The following is a 13,844-nucleotide window of genomic DNA, read 5'->3' on the forward strand; positions in this document are numbered from 1 at the left end:
AAATGGCCGCATAATTTGATCCCTTCATTCGGAATCTAAGAAGGACATGAATTGAACCACTTTGAACACATTGGAATATGGAGGATGCAGCATGCGAAAATCTTGGATAGCCGCCTTTACACTTATAGCGTTAGCGGCGCTGCTTATACCCGCAGCGCCATTCTATGCCCCTCCGAAAGAACAGGAGGAGCCATCCCAGCCCGCCCCGCTCTCCGTTCATCATGAGCAGAAGCACAAGCTGGCCGCGTTGCAGAACGACATGAACGCAACGGCTCTGCTTGTTGCAACGGAGACCGCTAAGGACTTCCGCAATATTATGAACGCGGGCGGCGAATCCGAAGCGAAAGCTCTCCAGGCGATGGACAACCTGCTGAAGGAGCACTCCCACATCGGATACCTGGATTGGATCTCCGATGGCAAATCACATCACAAGGGACAACTGCCGCCAAGCAAGAGCAACGAATCCCATTCTTATGCGCAAGAAGCAAGCTCTCACGTAGCGAAAGGCGCAACCTATGAATCGCCTCCGTTCGAAGGCAAAGACGGAAGCCGTTATATCGTGTTAGGTGTGCCTGATGAGCAGCATCCTGGAACCGGCGTAGTCGGCATCGTCAAACAGGATATTATCAAGCAGGTGGAAATGCATCAGAAACGGAATTTGCGGCTCATTCCTTATCCAGCGGAAGGCAACTACCGGATCGAATCCGTGAAGCCCAACTCGACAGTCGATACCACCGTACGCACAGGCGAGGATAACGGCAATGCGAGTCATTATCATATCCGCGATGTCGTCGTTCATTTCAACCGCGACTTGACCGAGGCGGATATGAATCGTATTCGCAAAGACATCAATTTTGAATCCATGCAGCAGATTGGCGATACCTTCGTATTCCGTTCCAAGTCGCTGGAGACCAAAGCGCTCATGCAATATTTCAAGCAGAAATGGAACCCGCGCTATACGGAGCCTCATTATCTGTACTTGACGAATGAAAACGCCGGAGCTGCGGCCGACCCGATCATTCCGAATGATGCGCTCTACTCCAAATACCAATGGAATTTGCCTTCCATTGAAACGGAGAAGGGCTGGAACGTCTCCAAGGGCGATGAAGGCGTCATTATCGCCGTCCTTGATACAGGGGTCCAAAGCAGTCACCCCGATCTACAAGGCAAGCTCCTCAGCGGCACGAACATCGTCGATAAAAACAAGGCACCGGACGACGACGTCGGTCACGGCACACATGTCGCCGGCATTATCGGGGCATCCGTCAATAATGGCGAAGGGGTAGCTGGAATTTCCTGGTACAACAAAATTATGCCGGTCAAGGTGCTGGACAGCAGCGGCGCTGGCTCCACTTATTCAGTCGCGCAAGGCATTATCTGGGCGGTTGACAATGGCGCCAAAGTCATCAACATGAGCCTAGGCAACTATGCCCAAGCCGATTTCCTGCATGATGCGATCAAATACGCCTATGAACGTGATGTCGTTCTGATTGCGGCGAGCGGCAACGATAATACCGAGCGGCCTGGATATCCGGCAGCTTATCCGGAAGTATTCGCCGTAGCTGCGACCAATAATAATAAAGAGAAAGCTTCCTTCTCCAATTACGGCGATTATATTGACGTTGCGGCGCCAGGCGACAGCATCGCAAGCACGTATCCCGGCAGCCAATACGCCGCATTGTCCGGCACATCCATGGCCAGTCCGCATGTTGCTGCGCTGGCGGGCTTGATCCGATCCGCTAATCCGTCGCTGTCCAATCAAGAAGTGATGGAAATTATGCGAACATCGGCCCGCGATCTGGGCACAAGCGGCAAGGACATCTACTTCGGATATGGCGAGATCGATATTGTGAAGGCACTGAATGCTGCGACCAGCTATGGCGGTACATTGCAGACGTATCCCAAGCAAGTGAAACGCCGCCTTGACTCTATCCTCAAATAGAAAAACAGTAAACGCAAAGAGGCCGTCTGTCATCCGACAGACGGCCTCTTATACATGGTTATGAATGTTAGAATTCCGTGCGGAAAGCTTGCCGTAAGCCGGGTTCTGTACTTCTAGTGGTATGAACGGGAACGACCCTCCCACTGTGAAGCGACAATCATCTATCTAGGCCATACATTGCTGCATGGCTCCAGCAACCAACCCGGACGCGCCTCGGGCTAAGGCTGCAGCCTCGAAAGCTGCCGCGTCCTCTCGGTCTTGCTCCAGATGGGGTTTACCAGGAACGCAGTCACCTGCGCTCCTCGTGGTCTCTTACACCACGGTTCCATCCTTGCCTGTGCATGCCTTGCGGCAGCCATCGGCGGTCCATTTCTGTGGCACTATCCTTCAGCTCGCGCTGACTGGACGTTATCCAGCATCCTGCCCTGTGGAGCCCGGACTTTCCTCTCGCAGCCAAGCTGCCAGCGATTGTCTGTCAAACTTTCCGATGCACGATTTAGTATACAAGGTTTGAGGCGAAAGCTCAACCCTGATTTATTGCCAGTTCAGGGTCACACAAAGGTGAATGGTTCTGTTGCAAGCTTAGAGGCTGCAGCTACCGTATCCGATTTGCTATCCTTCAGCTTGGCATTTAGCCATTCCGCCACTTTTTCCTTCATCACTTTCTCGATATTGTGGCCGGCATCGATGATCGTCATGCCCGCAGCAAGTGCATCATGGGCCGTATGGTAATCAATATCTCCTGTTACCAATACATCTGCTCCGGCAAAAATGGCGTGCCTGACGTAGCGAGCACCCGATCCGCCAAGAACTGCTGCCTTGCGGATGGGATGATCCGCTGGACCGACAATGCGCAGCATCGGAACGTCAAATGCCGCCTTAAGCCGCAGCGCAAGCTCGCCAAGCGTCGTCAGTTCTTCCAGCTTGCCTGCACGGCCTAGACCAAATGATCTGCCCCTCAGATCAACCGGATACAGATCATAAGCTACTTCCTCATAAGGATGTGCCTTCAGCATAGCGCTAACCGTCTTGCGATGAATGCTGTACGGAACAATAATTTCAATACGCACTTCATCTACGCGCTCCAGCTTGCCTTCGCTTCCGATGAATGGCTGCGTATCCTCGCCTGGTTTGAACGTCCCGGTTCCTTTGATATTGAAGCTGCAGCAGCCATAATTGCCGATCTCTCCTGCTCCGGTACGCCATATCGCTTCCAGCACTGCCTCATGATGGCTCTCCGGCACAAAGACAACCAGCTTATACAGCTTATCCGTATGAATTTCTTCCAGACAAGCGCGTCCATCTGCTTGAATACCGATCTGATCAGCCAGCCAGTCGTTGACACCGCCGTCTGCCACATCCAGATTCGTGTGGGAAATATATACGGCAATATCATTTTTGATCAGCTTCTCATATAGCTTGCCAGCAGGCGTGGATGTATCCAGCTTCGCGAGCGGGCGATAGATAATGGCATGATGCGCAATAATGAGATTAGCGCCTTCGGCAATTGCCTCCTCGACCACTTCATCGGTCACATCAAGCGCAACCAGCACTTTGTTGACCGTCTTGTTCAGCGTACCCAGCTGCAAGCCGATCTTGTCATTCTCAACCGCGTAATGCTTGGGAGCCAGCTGCTCCATATACTGTACTATTGTAGCTCCGTTGGCAAACATCCCAGCACCTCCTCGATCCGTCTAATATCTCGCTCGAATTGTGTTTTCTTCAAAGCGGATTCCGGAAGCTCCGAACCGCTTAACTGTCTGCATATCCGCTCCAGCTTCTCGATCTCAAGCCTCCACTTCTCGATTAAGACCGCAGTTGGCTTGCGAAGCAAATGAGGACCCATACGCACCAAAAGTCCCTTCAGCTCTCCTCTATCCCAATCAAGCGGCAAAAAAGAACCGTCATATAGCTCCTCATTGGATGCTGCCGCATGATCCGCACGTCTGGCATGCAATACCTCATAGATCTTCCCGTCTTCCTCCAGGATCGACTCCTCGCACAGCATCCAGCCTTTCCCGAGAAGCCACAGCCGCACCTCGTCTTCTCCGACGTTCGGCTGCAGCACCAGCTCCGTGACGCCTTGCAGCTTGCCCGCCTGATCGCCTGCTTCCAATATCATGCTCATCAAGCTGCCGCCCATGCCTGCGATCGTGACACTGTCGGCTTCACCGCCGCTTAGCACCGACAGGCCATCTCCCTTGCGAACCTCAAGGCGCTGCTGCAAGCCCGCATCGGCTGCGCCTTTTCTAGCAGCCTGATACGGTCCTTCGTTAAGCTCACCAGCAATCGCTGTCGGGACTTTCCCGCTTTGAAGCAAATAAATCGGAAGAAGAGCATGATCGGAACCAATATCCGCTACCCGATTGCCTGACGTAATATAGTCTGCAATTCGCTGCAGACGATTTGATAATTTAATCATTATGCTACCCACACCATCCATTGCTTGCGCAAGGCGAAGAGGAGCCCTCCGCCGATTGCGATTTTAATAAGAAGCTGCACTTGCAGCCAAGCTGAATTATGTACAACAACGAGCGTATACAGCTCAGGCATAAACCATGCCAGCGCGCAAGTCACGAACAATATGGCGGATACCGGCTTTGTCCATCGGTGGAAGAACCAGCAGCTCCAGCCAAACAGAATCGCAAGCGGCAGCCAATAGAGCTGAACCTCGTACCATACCGGATCTTGCGTGAAACGGGAAAGCAGCCAACCATAGACAAGCAGAGCAGTCAGCCAGCCGCACAAATGCAGACCGTGTATCCGGGCTTTGATGCCGTATATGATCCAAAACAGCGCACTAAGCGATGCCATCCCCATCTTCCAGCCCCACTGCGTGAGGCCATGCAGATCAAGAATATGCAAGCCGCCTCCCAGCATCGTTAGCATGCCGATGCTCATCAGCGTCAAGCCAACAGCTTCGTGACGCGCCCGGAATCGGTTCCCTATCCATAGAAAAGCAGCTACAACGCCAATTACTACGCCAATTTGCATTGCGGGATGAAAACGGCTAAAATAAAGCACAACGAAGGAAATTAAGGTAAAAGCACCAAATGTAAGCAACCATTGCTTGCCGGTCGCCTTCTGAACGGCTGCGATGGCTTTCCCTACTGCATGTGTGGAAGGCTTTGCCCTCGGTTCTTCTTCGGGGTCCGCATACAGGTTCAGCAGAAAATCGCAGTATTGATCTGGAAGAAGCTTGCTTCTTCGCCAATGATCAATTTCCCTTACAATGATTTGCCTGCGTTCTTGATTCATTTCGTCGGCTTCCTCTCCGTCTGAATACGTCGCTCATTGGAAAAAAGACCTCGCTGCTTTGAGCAGAAAGGTCATAAGAACTACTTTATTCTAGGAAATCTTTTAATCGTTTGCTCCGGCTTGGATGGCGAAGCTTGCGAAGCGCCTTGGCTTCGATCTGCCTAATCCGCTCGCGCGTTACACCGAATACCTTGCCGACTTCCTCCAGCGTTCTGGTACGTCCATCGTCAAGCCCGAAGCGAAGGCGAAGCACATTCTCTTCACGCTCCGTCAGCGTATCCAGCACATCCTCCAGTTGCTCCTTCAGAAGCTCGTACGCAGCCGCGTCGGCTGGAGCGAGCGCTTCCTGATCCTCGATAAAATCGCCCAGATGCGAATCGTCCTCTTCACCAATTGGTGTCTCAAGGGATACCGGCTCTTGCGCAATTTTCATAATTTCCCGTACTTTTTCCGTGCTAAGCTCCATCTCAACCGCAATCTCTTCCGGTGTCGGTTCGCGCCCCAGCTCTTGAAGCAGCTGACGGGAAACGCGAATTAGCTTATTAATGGTTTCCACCATATGAACAGGGATACGAATCGTACGTGCTTGGTCCGCAATTGCGCGAGTAATCGCCTGTCTGATCCACCATGTCGCGTACGTACTGAATTTGAAACCTTTTTGGTGGTCGAATTTCTCGACAGCCTTGATCAGGCCCATGTTCCCTTCCTGGATGAGGTCAAGGAACAGCATACCTCTGCCTACATAACGCTTGGCGATGCTGACAACCAGACGCAGGTTCGCCTCAGCCAGTCTGCGTTTCGCTTCTTCGTCGCCATTCTCGATCCGAATAGCCAGCTCGATCTCATCGTCGGCGGACAAGAGCGGGACACGGCCAATTTCCTTCAGGTACATCCGTACCGGATCGTTGATTTTGATGCCCGGCGGAAGAGCCAGATCGTCATCGAAGTTGAAGTCGTCTCCTCCTTCGCGCTCCCCTTCCTCATTGTTCACCCGAAGCGGATTTTCCTCTTCATTCTCATTCAATACTTCAATGCCCAAGTCGTCCAGCTGCTCGAAAAACTCGTCAATCTGTTCTGGGTCTTGATCAAAGGGAGACAACTTCTCCATAATTTCTTTATACGTTAAGGAGGATCTCTTCTTGCCAATTTCAATCAGCTGATCCTTGACATGATCCAGCCTTTGTTCGGTATCTAATTCAGTATGTTGATCGTTCGCCATTTCCGACTCCCTCCTCCCTAGAACCAATCATGAAGTCAACCTTTAAGCTGTCTCTCTAGGGTTATAATCTCAAGACCTAATCGCGCTGCCCTCATGGTGTCGCCAGCGCGCTCGGCGCGCACCATTTCTTCCTTCTTGCCTTCAATCTCACGAAGCCTCGGAACCTTCAGCACCGTATCGATATAAGCATCCATTACGTTTTCGTCGAAAGGAAAGTCACTATCCATCATTAAGATGGAGGAAGCCGTCTCCTCTAGACGATCATCATGCAATGACTCGATAAACCGGGCGGCATCCGGCTCGTATCCGCCTGCATAATAAGCGTATAAATAAGCAGCAAGCGCTGCGTGATCCTCTACATTAAAGGAATCGCCAATCCGTTCATGTACGGCTCCAGCCACATCGCGATCCCGCATCATGACATGCAGCAATCTCCGCTCCGCGTACGTGTATGCCGGCAGAAGCTTAGGCGCCCTAGACGTACGGCGCTTTTCATTCCTACCATTATTCCACGAATTGTCGTTATTATCCCCGAGGGGTTTCTTTTTTTGCTGTTCCATCCGGATGCTGTGGCAATCCTGCTTCAGCGCGTCCAGCGAAATATCGAACTCCCGGGACAATTCCTTCAAATACACTTCGCGTTCCGTAGAGGAGTCAAGTCCGGCCACGATTTCTACCGCTTCCATCAGATAGTTTTTACGACCCTCTTCTTTTAGCAGTATATGGTTTTTCCTTGAATATATAAGCTTAAATTTTGTAACGGAGACGGGCTCGTCCACGATTTCCCGCATATACGCTTCCGGTCCGTATTCACCTATATACTCATCTGGATCCTTGCCTTTCGGCAATATTGCGATCTCTACCTTCAGCCCAGCCGCCTCAAGCATCGGAATAGACTTGTATGCGGCCGCTTGTCCAGCGTCGTCGCCATCGTAGCAAAGCAAAACCTCCTCGGCATGTCGCCTCAATATGGAGCAATGCTCTTCCGTTAATGCCGTACCCATCGTCGCAACGCCGTTCTTGACACCGGCGTTCCATGACTTGATGACGTCCATGTAGCCCTCGAACACAACAACTTGCTTGCTCTTCCGAATAGCCGGTTTCGCATAATGCAGGTTGTAAAGCGTTCTGCTTTTCGTGAACAGCATCGTTTCGGGTGAATTGAGATACTTCGGCGAACCGTCGTTAATGATACGTGCAGCAAAAGCCGTTGCTTTGCCGTTGCCATCCCATACCGGAAACATAATTCGTCCGCGGAATCGGTCAACATAACCGCTGCCGTCATTTTTCGCCGATAACAAACCGCCCTTCTCCATAAGCGCCGGGTCGAAGCCTCTGCCCGTCAAAAACCGGGTAAGCACATCCCACTCGTCAGGCGCAAAGCCGATCATAAAATGATCAATGAGCCGATCCGACATGCTTCGCTCCCGCAAATATTGCTTGGCCCGGTCTCCCTGCTTCGTATTGTTCAGCAGGTAATGATAAAATTTGATGGCCAGCTCATGTGCTTCTACGATTTTTTGCCGATTCGGATCCTGGGCTTGCGCTTTGCCGCTCTCAGAAATCCAGGTAACGGGAATGTCCGCTTCCTCCGCAAGTATCCGGACCGCCTCGGGGAACGAGTAACCCTCGATCTCCTCGACGAACCGTATGACATTGCCGCTCTTGCCGCAGCCGTAGCAATGGAAAATCTGCAACTCCGGCGTAACGGTGAATGAAGGGGTTTTCTCCGAATGAAACGGACATAACCCCTTCATGTATTTGCCCTGCTTCGTAAGATGAACGTATTTCCCGACCGTTTCTACGATGTCATGACGCTTGCGAACCGCGTCTATAACTTCTTCCGGTATTTTACCGTATGTCATCGTTCATCACACCTTCATCCAGCAAGAGAACGCTATAGACTTTAGTAGGTCCTAAATAATATTCGCTAAACGTCATGGTTCTCCTGCTCGATTTTCAAAAGTTTTGTCATCTTTTGTTGAAACGCATCTCGATCGTCTTGCGTCATCGCGCGAGGCCCCTTTGTACGGCCCCCGCCGCGCCGCCACTTTGCGCTTTCATGTCTGCGCTCCATCAAATAGTCAATATTGGCGTCCGTATACTGCTCCCCTCGAGACGACAGGACAACGGCGCCCTTGCCCAGCACCATGCAGGCAAGTCCAAAGTCCTGCGTCACCACAATATCCCCGGCCGAGACGTGGTTAACGATATACAGATCGACGGATTGACTGCTCCGATCGACCTGTACAACCCTCACGCCTTCACCCGGCTCCATACGATGGTCGTATGAAGCGACCATCCATACGGGAACGCCATATTCTCTTGCCGCAGCGACGATTTCCGTTTTCACCGGACAAGCGTCGGCATCTACCACAATAGTCGGTTTTTTGCTCATTAGGATCATCACCGCTCGATCTGCATACTGCATCTGCCACTATATCTATTATATACGGCGGCTTCGGGAAAAAATCCTGCTCGCGCAGCCATCAATGGCTTCGGACATATTCCATGATGAGACTAGCCGTCTCTTCAACTGCCCGATGCGAGACATCAATGACGAAACAATCCAGCTTGCTCATGATGTCCTCGGCGTACCGCAGCTCTTTCTCGATCCGGTCTGTCGTAGCGTATGCAGCTGTATTAGGCAAACCCAGCGCTTTCAGACGCTCCTTCCGAATGACGTTCAAGTAGGAAGTATTGATCGTAAGTCCAATAATCTTTTGCTTCGGAATCTTGAACAACTCATCTGGAGGCTTCAGCTCCGGTACAAGCGGCACATTCGCCACCTTATACTTCTGATGGGCCAAATACATGGACAATGGCGTCTTAGACGTCCGGGAAACACCAACCAATACGATATCAGCCTTCAGCACGCCGGAGGTATCTCTTGCATCATCATATTTGACTGCGAATTCGACAGCTTCGACCTTGCGGAAGTAATCGGCGTCCAACACATGATTAAGTCCCGGCTCTTGTCTGGACTTGCGTCCCGTCTTCTGCTCCAGTGTCTCAATGAAGGGACCGAGCAAATCAATGGCAGCAATGCCGCTGTCTTCCGCAAGCCGCTTCATGCCTTCACGGAGATGCGGCATGACCAGCGTGTACAGGACGATTGCCTGCGCGAGCTTCGCTTGCTCCGTAATTCGCTGCAAGGCCGATTCGTCCGTGATGAAAGGGGTTCTTCGAATCTCCGCATGGATCGGATGGAATTGCGCGATTGCGGCGCGAACGACCAGCTCGCCGGTGTCGCCTGCCGCATCGGATACAACATAGACAATCACTTCCGGCCTATGGCTTGCTTCCGTCATCTTCCCTCATCCTTTCCTTTGGCATTAAGATGAGCTTGTATTACCAAACCAGCTTCGAGAAATCTGCGACTTGCGCGATATCGTCTGCGATGCTCTTCAGCGTCGCGAGTCTGTTGTCGCGAACCTTCTCGTCTTGTGCCATAACCATTACACTATCGAAGTAAGCTTGAATCGCAGGCTTCAGTGAAGACAAGGATTGAAGCGCTTCTTCCATATTCCGTTCCGCGATGGCTGCCTGGCAGGCATCACGCTGTGCAAGCCATGCCTCGTACAGGCTGCCCTCCGCGCTCTCCGCGAATAATGATGGCTCAACCTTATCCGTTGTTGCTTTAGATGCAAGATTGCTAACCCGGTTGAACTGCTCTACTACCAGCTTAAATTCCGCTCTCGACTCTTCCGCCGTAGATGCCGCTACTGCCGAAGCGCGATTCGACGTCTGAACCAGATCATCGAAGCCTGCCGCCATGACCGCATCAACAACATCGTAACGATAACTTTGCTCGGACAGCCAGTTTTTCACCCGCAGCGCAAAGAAGTCGTTCAATTCTTTACGTACGTCGGCCTCGGAACGTTTCAATCCTCTTTCTTTATGCACATTCAGCGCAATATCGTACAGCTCCGTAAGCTGAAGCTTGAAATCGAAAGCAAGCAAAATATGAACGATGCCTGCCGCCTGTCTGCGCAATGCGTAAGGGTCCTGCGAACCCGTCGGTATAATACCGATGGAGAAACATCCGACGATCGTGTCGATTTTGTCCGCCAGACTGACGATGGCGCCCGTAACTTCGGACGGAACCGCATCTCCGGAGAATCTTGGCTGATAGTGCTCGTTAATTGCCTTGGCTACTTGCTCGCTCTCGCCTAGCTTGCGCGCGTAGTCCTCGCCCATGATGCCTTGCAGCTCAGGGAACTCGTAGACCATTTGCGACACTAAGTCAAATTTGCACACCGATGCGGCACGGGATACTTGCGAAGCTGCTTCTTGCCCGATCGCAAGCTTGCTTGCGATCGTCTCAGAGACGGCTGTAATCCGGCGCACCTTATCTGCAACTGTACCCAGCTCTTCATGATAGACGATGGACTCCAGCTTGCTGTTCGCACGCTCGATCGTCAGCTTATGGTCTTCCTCATAGAAGAATTTCGCATCGGACAGTCTAGCGCGAAGAACCTTCTCGTTGCCTTTGGCAACCAGCTCGATAGAACGAAGATCGCCGTTGCGCACCGTGACGAAGTAAGGAAGCAGCTTGCCCTGCTCATCCAGCACCGGGAAGTAACGCTGATGCTCACGCATGGAGGTAATCAGAACTTCCTGCGGAATATGAAGGAACGAAGGATCAAACGAGCCGTATAGCGCATTCGGATACTCGACGAGGAACAGTACCTCTTCCAGCAAATCCCCCTTAACGGCGATTGTCCAGCCCTTCTCTGCTTTAAGCTCATCCAGCTGCTTCAGAATAAGCGCCTCACGCTCTTTCACATCGACGATGACATGCTGCTCGCGCAGCGCTTCACGGTATTGTCCGGGTTCCCGGACTACAGCGTCAACACCCAGGAAGCGGTGGCCGCGCGAGATGTTGCCGGTTGGCACGCCTGTAATTTCAAACGGAATAACATCCCCTCCGAACAAAGCGACCATCCAGCGAATCGGGCGAACGAAACGAAGCTCGTAGCTGCCCCAACGCATGTTTTTCGGAAAGGACATGGACGTAATCAGATGGCTTAAGCCTTCAGGCAGCAAACCAGCCGTCTCGGCTCCGATGCTGCTTTTTCTCGCATAGACATACTCAACGCCAGCCAGCTCCTGAAAGTAGAACTGGTCGGGCTCTACGCCCTGGCTTCTGGCGAAGCCAAGCGCAGCTTTGCTCCAGTTGCCCGCTTCGTCTTGTGCGATTTTACGGGAAGGGCCTTTTGCTTCTTCATTGCTGTCCGCCTGCTTCTCCGCAACGTCCTTCACCAGCACGGCAAGCCTTCTAGGTGTTGCAAAGGCCTCGACCTCACCATGCGGGATACGGGAATCTGCAAGCCACTTCTCCGTCTTATCCTTTAGTTGGTTCATAGCCGCCCGCACAAAACGCGCCGGCACCTCTTCCAATCCGATTTCCAGTAACAGATCCTTTGCCATCCTATTCCGCTCCTTTCTTCAGCAACGGGAAGCCAAGACGCTCGCGTTCTTCCAGATACGTAGCCGCACACGCTCTGGCCAAGTTGCGAACTCTCGTAATATAACCCGTTCTTTCCGTAACGCTGATTGCGCCGCGCGCATCCAGCAAATTGAACGTATGCGAGCATTTCAGCACATAGTCATATGCTGGGAACACCAGGTGATGCTCCATCGTTTTTTTGGCTTCCTCTTCGTACATGTTGAACAAAGTGAATAGCATAGCTGTATCCGACGTCTCGAACGTATACTTCGAATGCTCGTACTCCGGCTGCCGGAATACGTCGCCGTAGGTTACGCCATCCACCCATTCCAGATCGAATACATTTTCTTTCTCTTGGATATAGGAAGCAAGACGCTCCATGCCGTACGTAATTTCGACCGCAACCGGATTGGCGTCAATGCCGCCTACTTGCTGGAAGTACGTAAATTGCGTAATCTCCATGCCATCCAGCCATACTTCCCAGCCAAGGCCCCAAGCGCCAAGCGTCGGGGATTCCCAGTTGTCTTCGACAAAACGGATATCGTGATCCTTAGCGTCAATGCCCAGACGCTTAAGGCTCTCCAGATACAGCTCCTGAATATTGTCTGGTGAAGGCTTGAGAATAACCTGGAATTGATGATGCTGATACAGACGGTTTGGATTTTCGCCGTAACGTCCGTCTGCAGGACGACGTGAAGGCTCCACATAAGCCACATTCCATGGCTCAGGGCCGATCGATCGCAAGAAGGTCATCGGATTCATCGTACCCGCGCCTTTCTCTACGTCGTATGGCTGGACCAAAATGCAATTCTGTTCCGCCCAAAACTGCTGCAGCGTCAAAATCATACCTTGAAAATTCATTCGGCTCGACTCCTTTTTCGTTTTTTGTCCAATCAGGACTCTGAGCAACTTATGTATTGGCAGCGGCATGCAAAAAACTCCCGGCCTCTACGTCTGCTCACAGACGTAGGGACGAGAGTTGTCATTCCCGCGGTTCCACCCTACTTGGCTATCTTGCTATTACAAGACAACCCGCCTTAGTTCGATCGGACTCCGGAGCGCCTTTCATCATGAATGTCCAACCGGGCTTCCACTCTCCCCGGCTCGCTGAGCATGTCGACTATTCAAGATTACTTTCTCCATCATTGTCCGCTATTCATAATTTACTATTGTATTCATCTCGGTTGCAAAAGTCAAACTAATTTATCAAGCTGATCAAGGAAATTACGAGATTTTAGCTGCAAGCCAAGCTGAATATCCATCAGCTGGCGCATAACATGCTTTAACTCCAGCTTCGTCTCCGGCTTTACCGCGATGGAGCCCAGTCTGCGCATGTCCAGCTTATTGAACAATCTGAGCAGCTTGTACGCTCCTTCGCTCAACATTGGAGCTGATGGATCGCGATTGACGCATCTTCCGCACAGAATGCCCCCGCCTTGCGCTGACAAGCGAAAAGGACCTACCCGATTTCCGCATGATATGCATTCTTCCATCTCTGGCGCATAACCGGCCAGTGTCAATATTCTCATCTCATACAGATGAGTCACAATCTGCGGATCTTTCCCGGCATCCATAGCGGACAGGAATGCCTTCAATTGCTCAAAATGAAAACCCGTGGGCTCATCATCCTGAATAATACGATCTGTCATCTCTGCCGCATAAGATGCGTAGGCGGAGAGATCCAATTGCATACGCAAATCATGGTGAGATTCAATGATCTCACCATGATTAAGCGTTCCGAGGCCCTGGCTTCGAAAATATTGGTATTCGCCGTATGTGAAGGGCTGTGCCAGCGAAGAATGCCGGCTCTTCACTTTTTTGGCGCCGCGGACAAGAACGCCCGCTTTCCCGTTTGTTTTCGTCAGCAAAGTGACAATCTTATTGCTTTCCCCATAATCCATGCTGCGAATGACGATTCCTTCTACCCGATAAAGCATCCCTTCGTCTCCCCCATGAAACGAGCCCTAACAGGC

Annotated in this window: 11 protein-coding genes and 1 other RNA gene; 1 reads left to right on the forward strand and 11 read right to left on the reverse strand. The window is 51.8% G+C overall.

What is annotated here, in order from left to right:
* The first annotated feature begins 91 nt into the window (after window positions 1-91).
* A complete protein-coding gene (locus AC0YNW_RS15050) occupies window positions 92-1,942 on the forward strand; it encodes a S8 family peptidase (protein ID WP_475832634.1) in 1,851 nt (616 codons plus the stop codon).
* A gap of 79 nt (window positions 1,943-2,021) precedes the next feature.
* Here AC0YNW_RS15050 and rnpB read toward each other — a convergent pair.
* From rnpB to recO, 11 genes are all read right to left on the reverse strand, one after another.
* Window positions 2,022-2,426, reverse strand: an RNA gene (rnpB, locus tag AC0YNW_RS15055) — RNase P RNA component class A.
* 67 nt (window positions 2,427-2,493) lie between these two features.
* Window positions 2,494-3,615: a Nif3-like dinuclear metal center hexameric protein gene (locus AC0YNW_RS15060; protein WP_475832635.1), complete on the reverse strand. Its 1,122-nt coding sequence runs from the start codon at window positions 3,613-3,615 to the stop codon at window positions 2,494-2,496.
* Window positions 3,591-4,364 (reverse strand): tRNA (adenine(22)-N(1))-methyltransferase, encoded by a 774-nt coding sequence (locus tag AC0YNW_RS15065; protein WP_475832636.1) that lies wholly within the window; start codon window positions 4,362-4,364, stop codon window positions 3,591-3,593. The genes AC0YNW_RS15060 and AC0YNW_RS15065 overlap by 25 nt, the downstream gene beginning before the upstream one ends.
* A complete protein-coding gene (locus AC0YNW_RS15070; RefSeq protein WP_475832637.1) occupies window positions 4,364-5,200 on the reverse strand; it encodes a hypothetical protein in 837 nt (278 codons plus the stop codon). Before AC0YNW_RS15070 ends, AC0YNW_RS15065 begins: the two co-directional genes overlap by 1 nt.
* An 85-nt stretch (window positions 5,201-5,285) precedes the next feature.
* Window positions 5,286-6,419, reverse strand: coding sequence for an RNA polymerase sigma factor RpoD (gene rpoD, locus AC0YNW_RS15075; RefSeq protein WP_387474072.1), 1,134 nt, complete (start codon window positions 6,417-6,419; stop codon window positions 5,286-5,288).
* A gap of 35 nt (window positions 6,420-6,454) precedes the next feature.
* On the reverse strand, window positions 6,455-8,284 hold the full coding sequence (gene dnaG / locus AC0YNW_RS15080) for a DNA primase (RefSeq protein ID WP_387474074.1): 1,830 nt from the start codon (window positions 8,282-8,284) through the stop codon (window positions 6,455-6,457).
* A gap of 65 nt (window positions 8,285-8,349) precedes the next feature.
* A complete protein-coding gene (locus tag AC0YNW_RS15085) occupies window positions 8,350-8,817 on the reverse strand; it encodes a YaiI/YqxD family protein (RefSeq protein ID WP_387474076.1) in 468 nt (155 codons plus the stop codon).
* Window positions 8,818-8,908: 91 nt separating this feature from the next.
* Window positions 8,909-9,730: a pyruvate, water dikinase regulatory protein gene (locus tag AC0YNW_RS15090; RefSeq protein WP_387474078.1), complete on the reverse strand. Its 822-nt coding sequence runs from the start codon at window positions 9,728-9,730 to the stop codon at window positions 8,909-8,911.
* Window positions 9,731-9,770: 40 nt separating this feature from the next.
* Window positions 9,771-11,852: a glycine--tRNA ligase subunit beta gene (gene glyS, locus AC0YNW_RS15095; protein ID WP_475832638.1), complete on the reverse strand. Its 2,082-nt coding sequence runs from the start codon at window positions 11,850-11,852 to the stop codon at window positions 9,771-9,773.
* A 1-nt stretch (window position 11,853) separates the two neighbouring features.
* Entirely contained in the window at window positions 11,854-12,732 is an 879-nt protein-coding gene (glyQ, locus tag AC0YNW_RS15100; RefSeq protein ID WP_387474082.1) for a glycine--tRNA ligase subunit alpha, read from the reverse strand.
* A gap of 332 nt (window positions 12,733-13,064) precedes the next feature.
* Window positions 13,065-13,808, reverse strand: coding sequence for a DNA repair protein RecO (gene recO, locus AC0YNW_RS15105; RefSeq protein WP_475832639.1), 744 nt, complete (start codon window positions 13,806-13,808; stop codon window positions 13,065-13,067).
* Window positions 13,809-13,844: the final 36 nt, after the last annotated feature.

This window comes from Paenibacillus sp. J31R120, assembly GCF_056269225.1.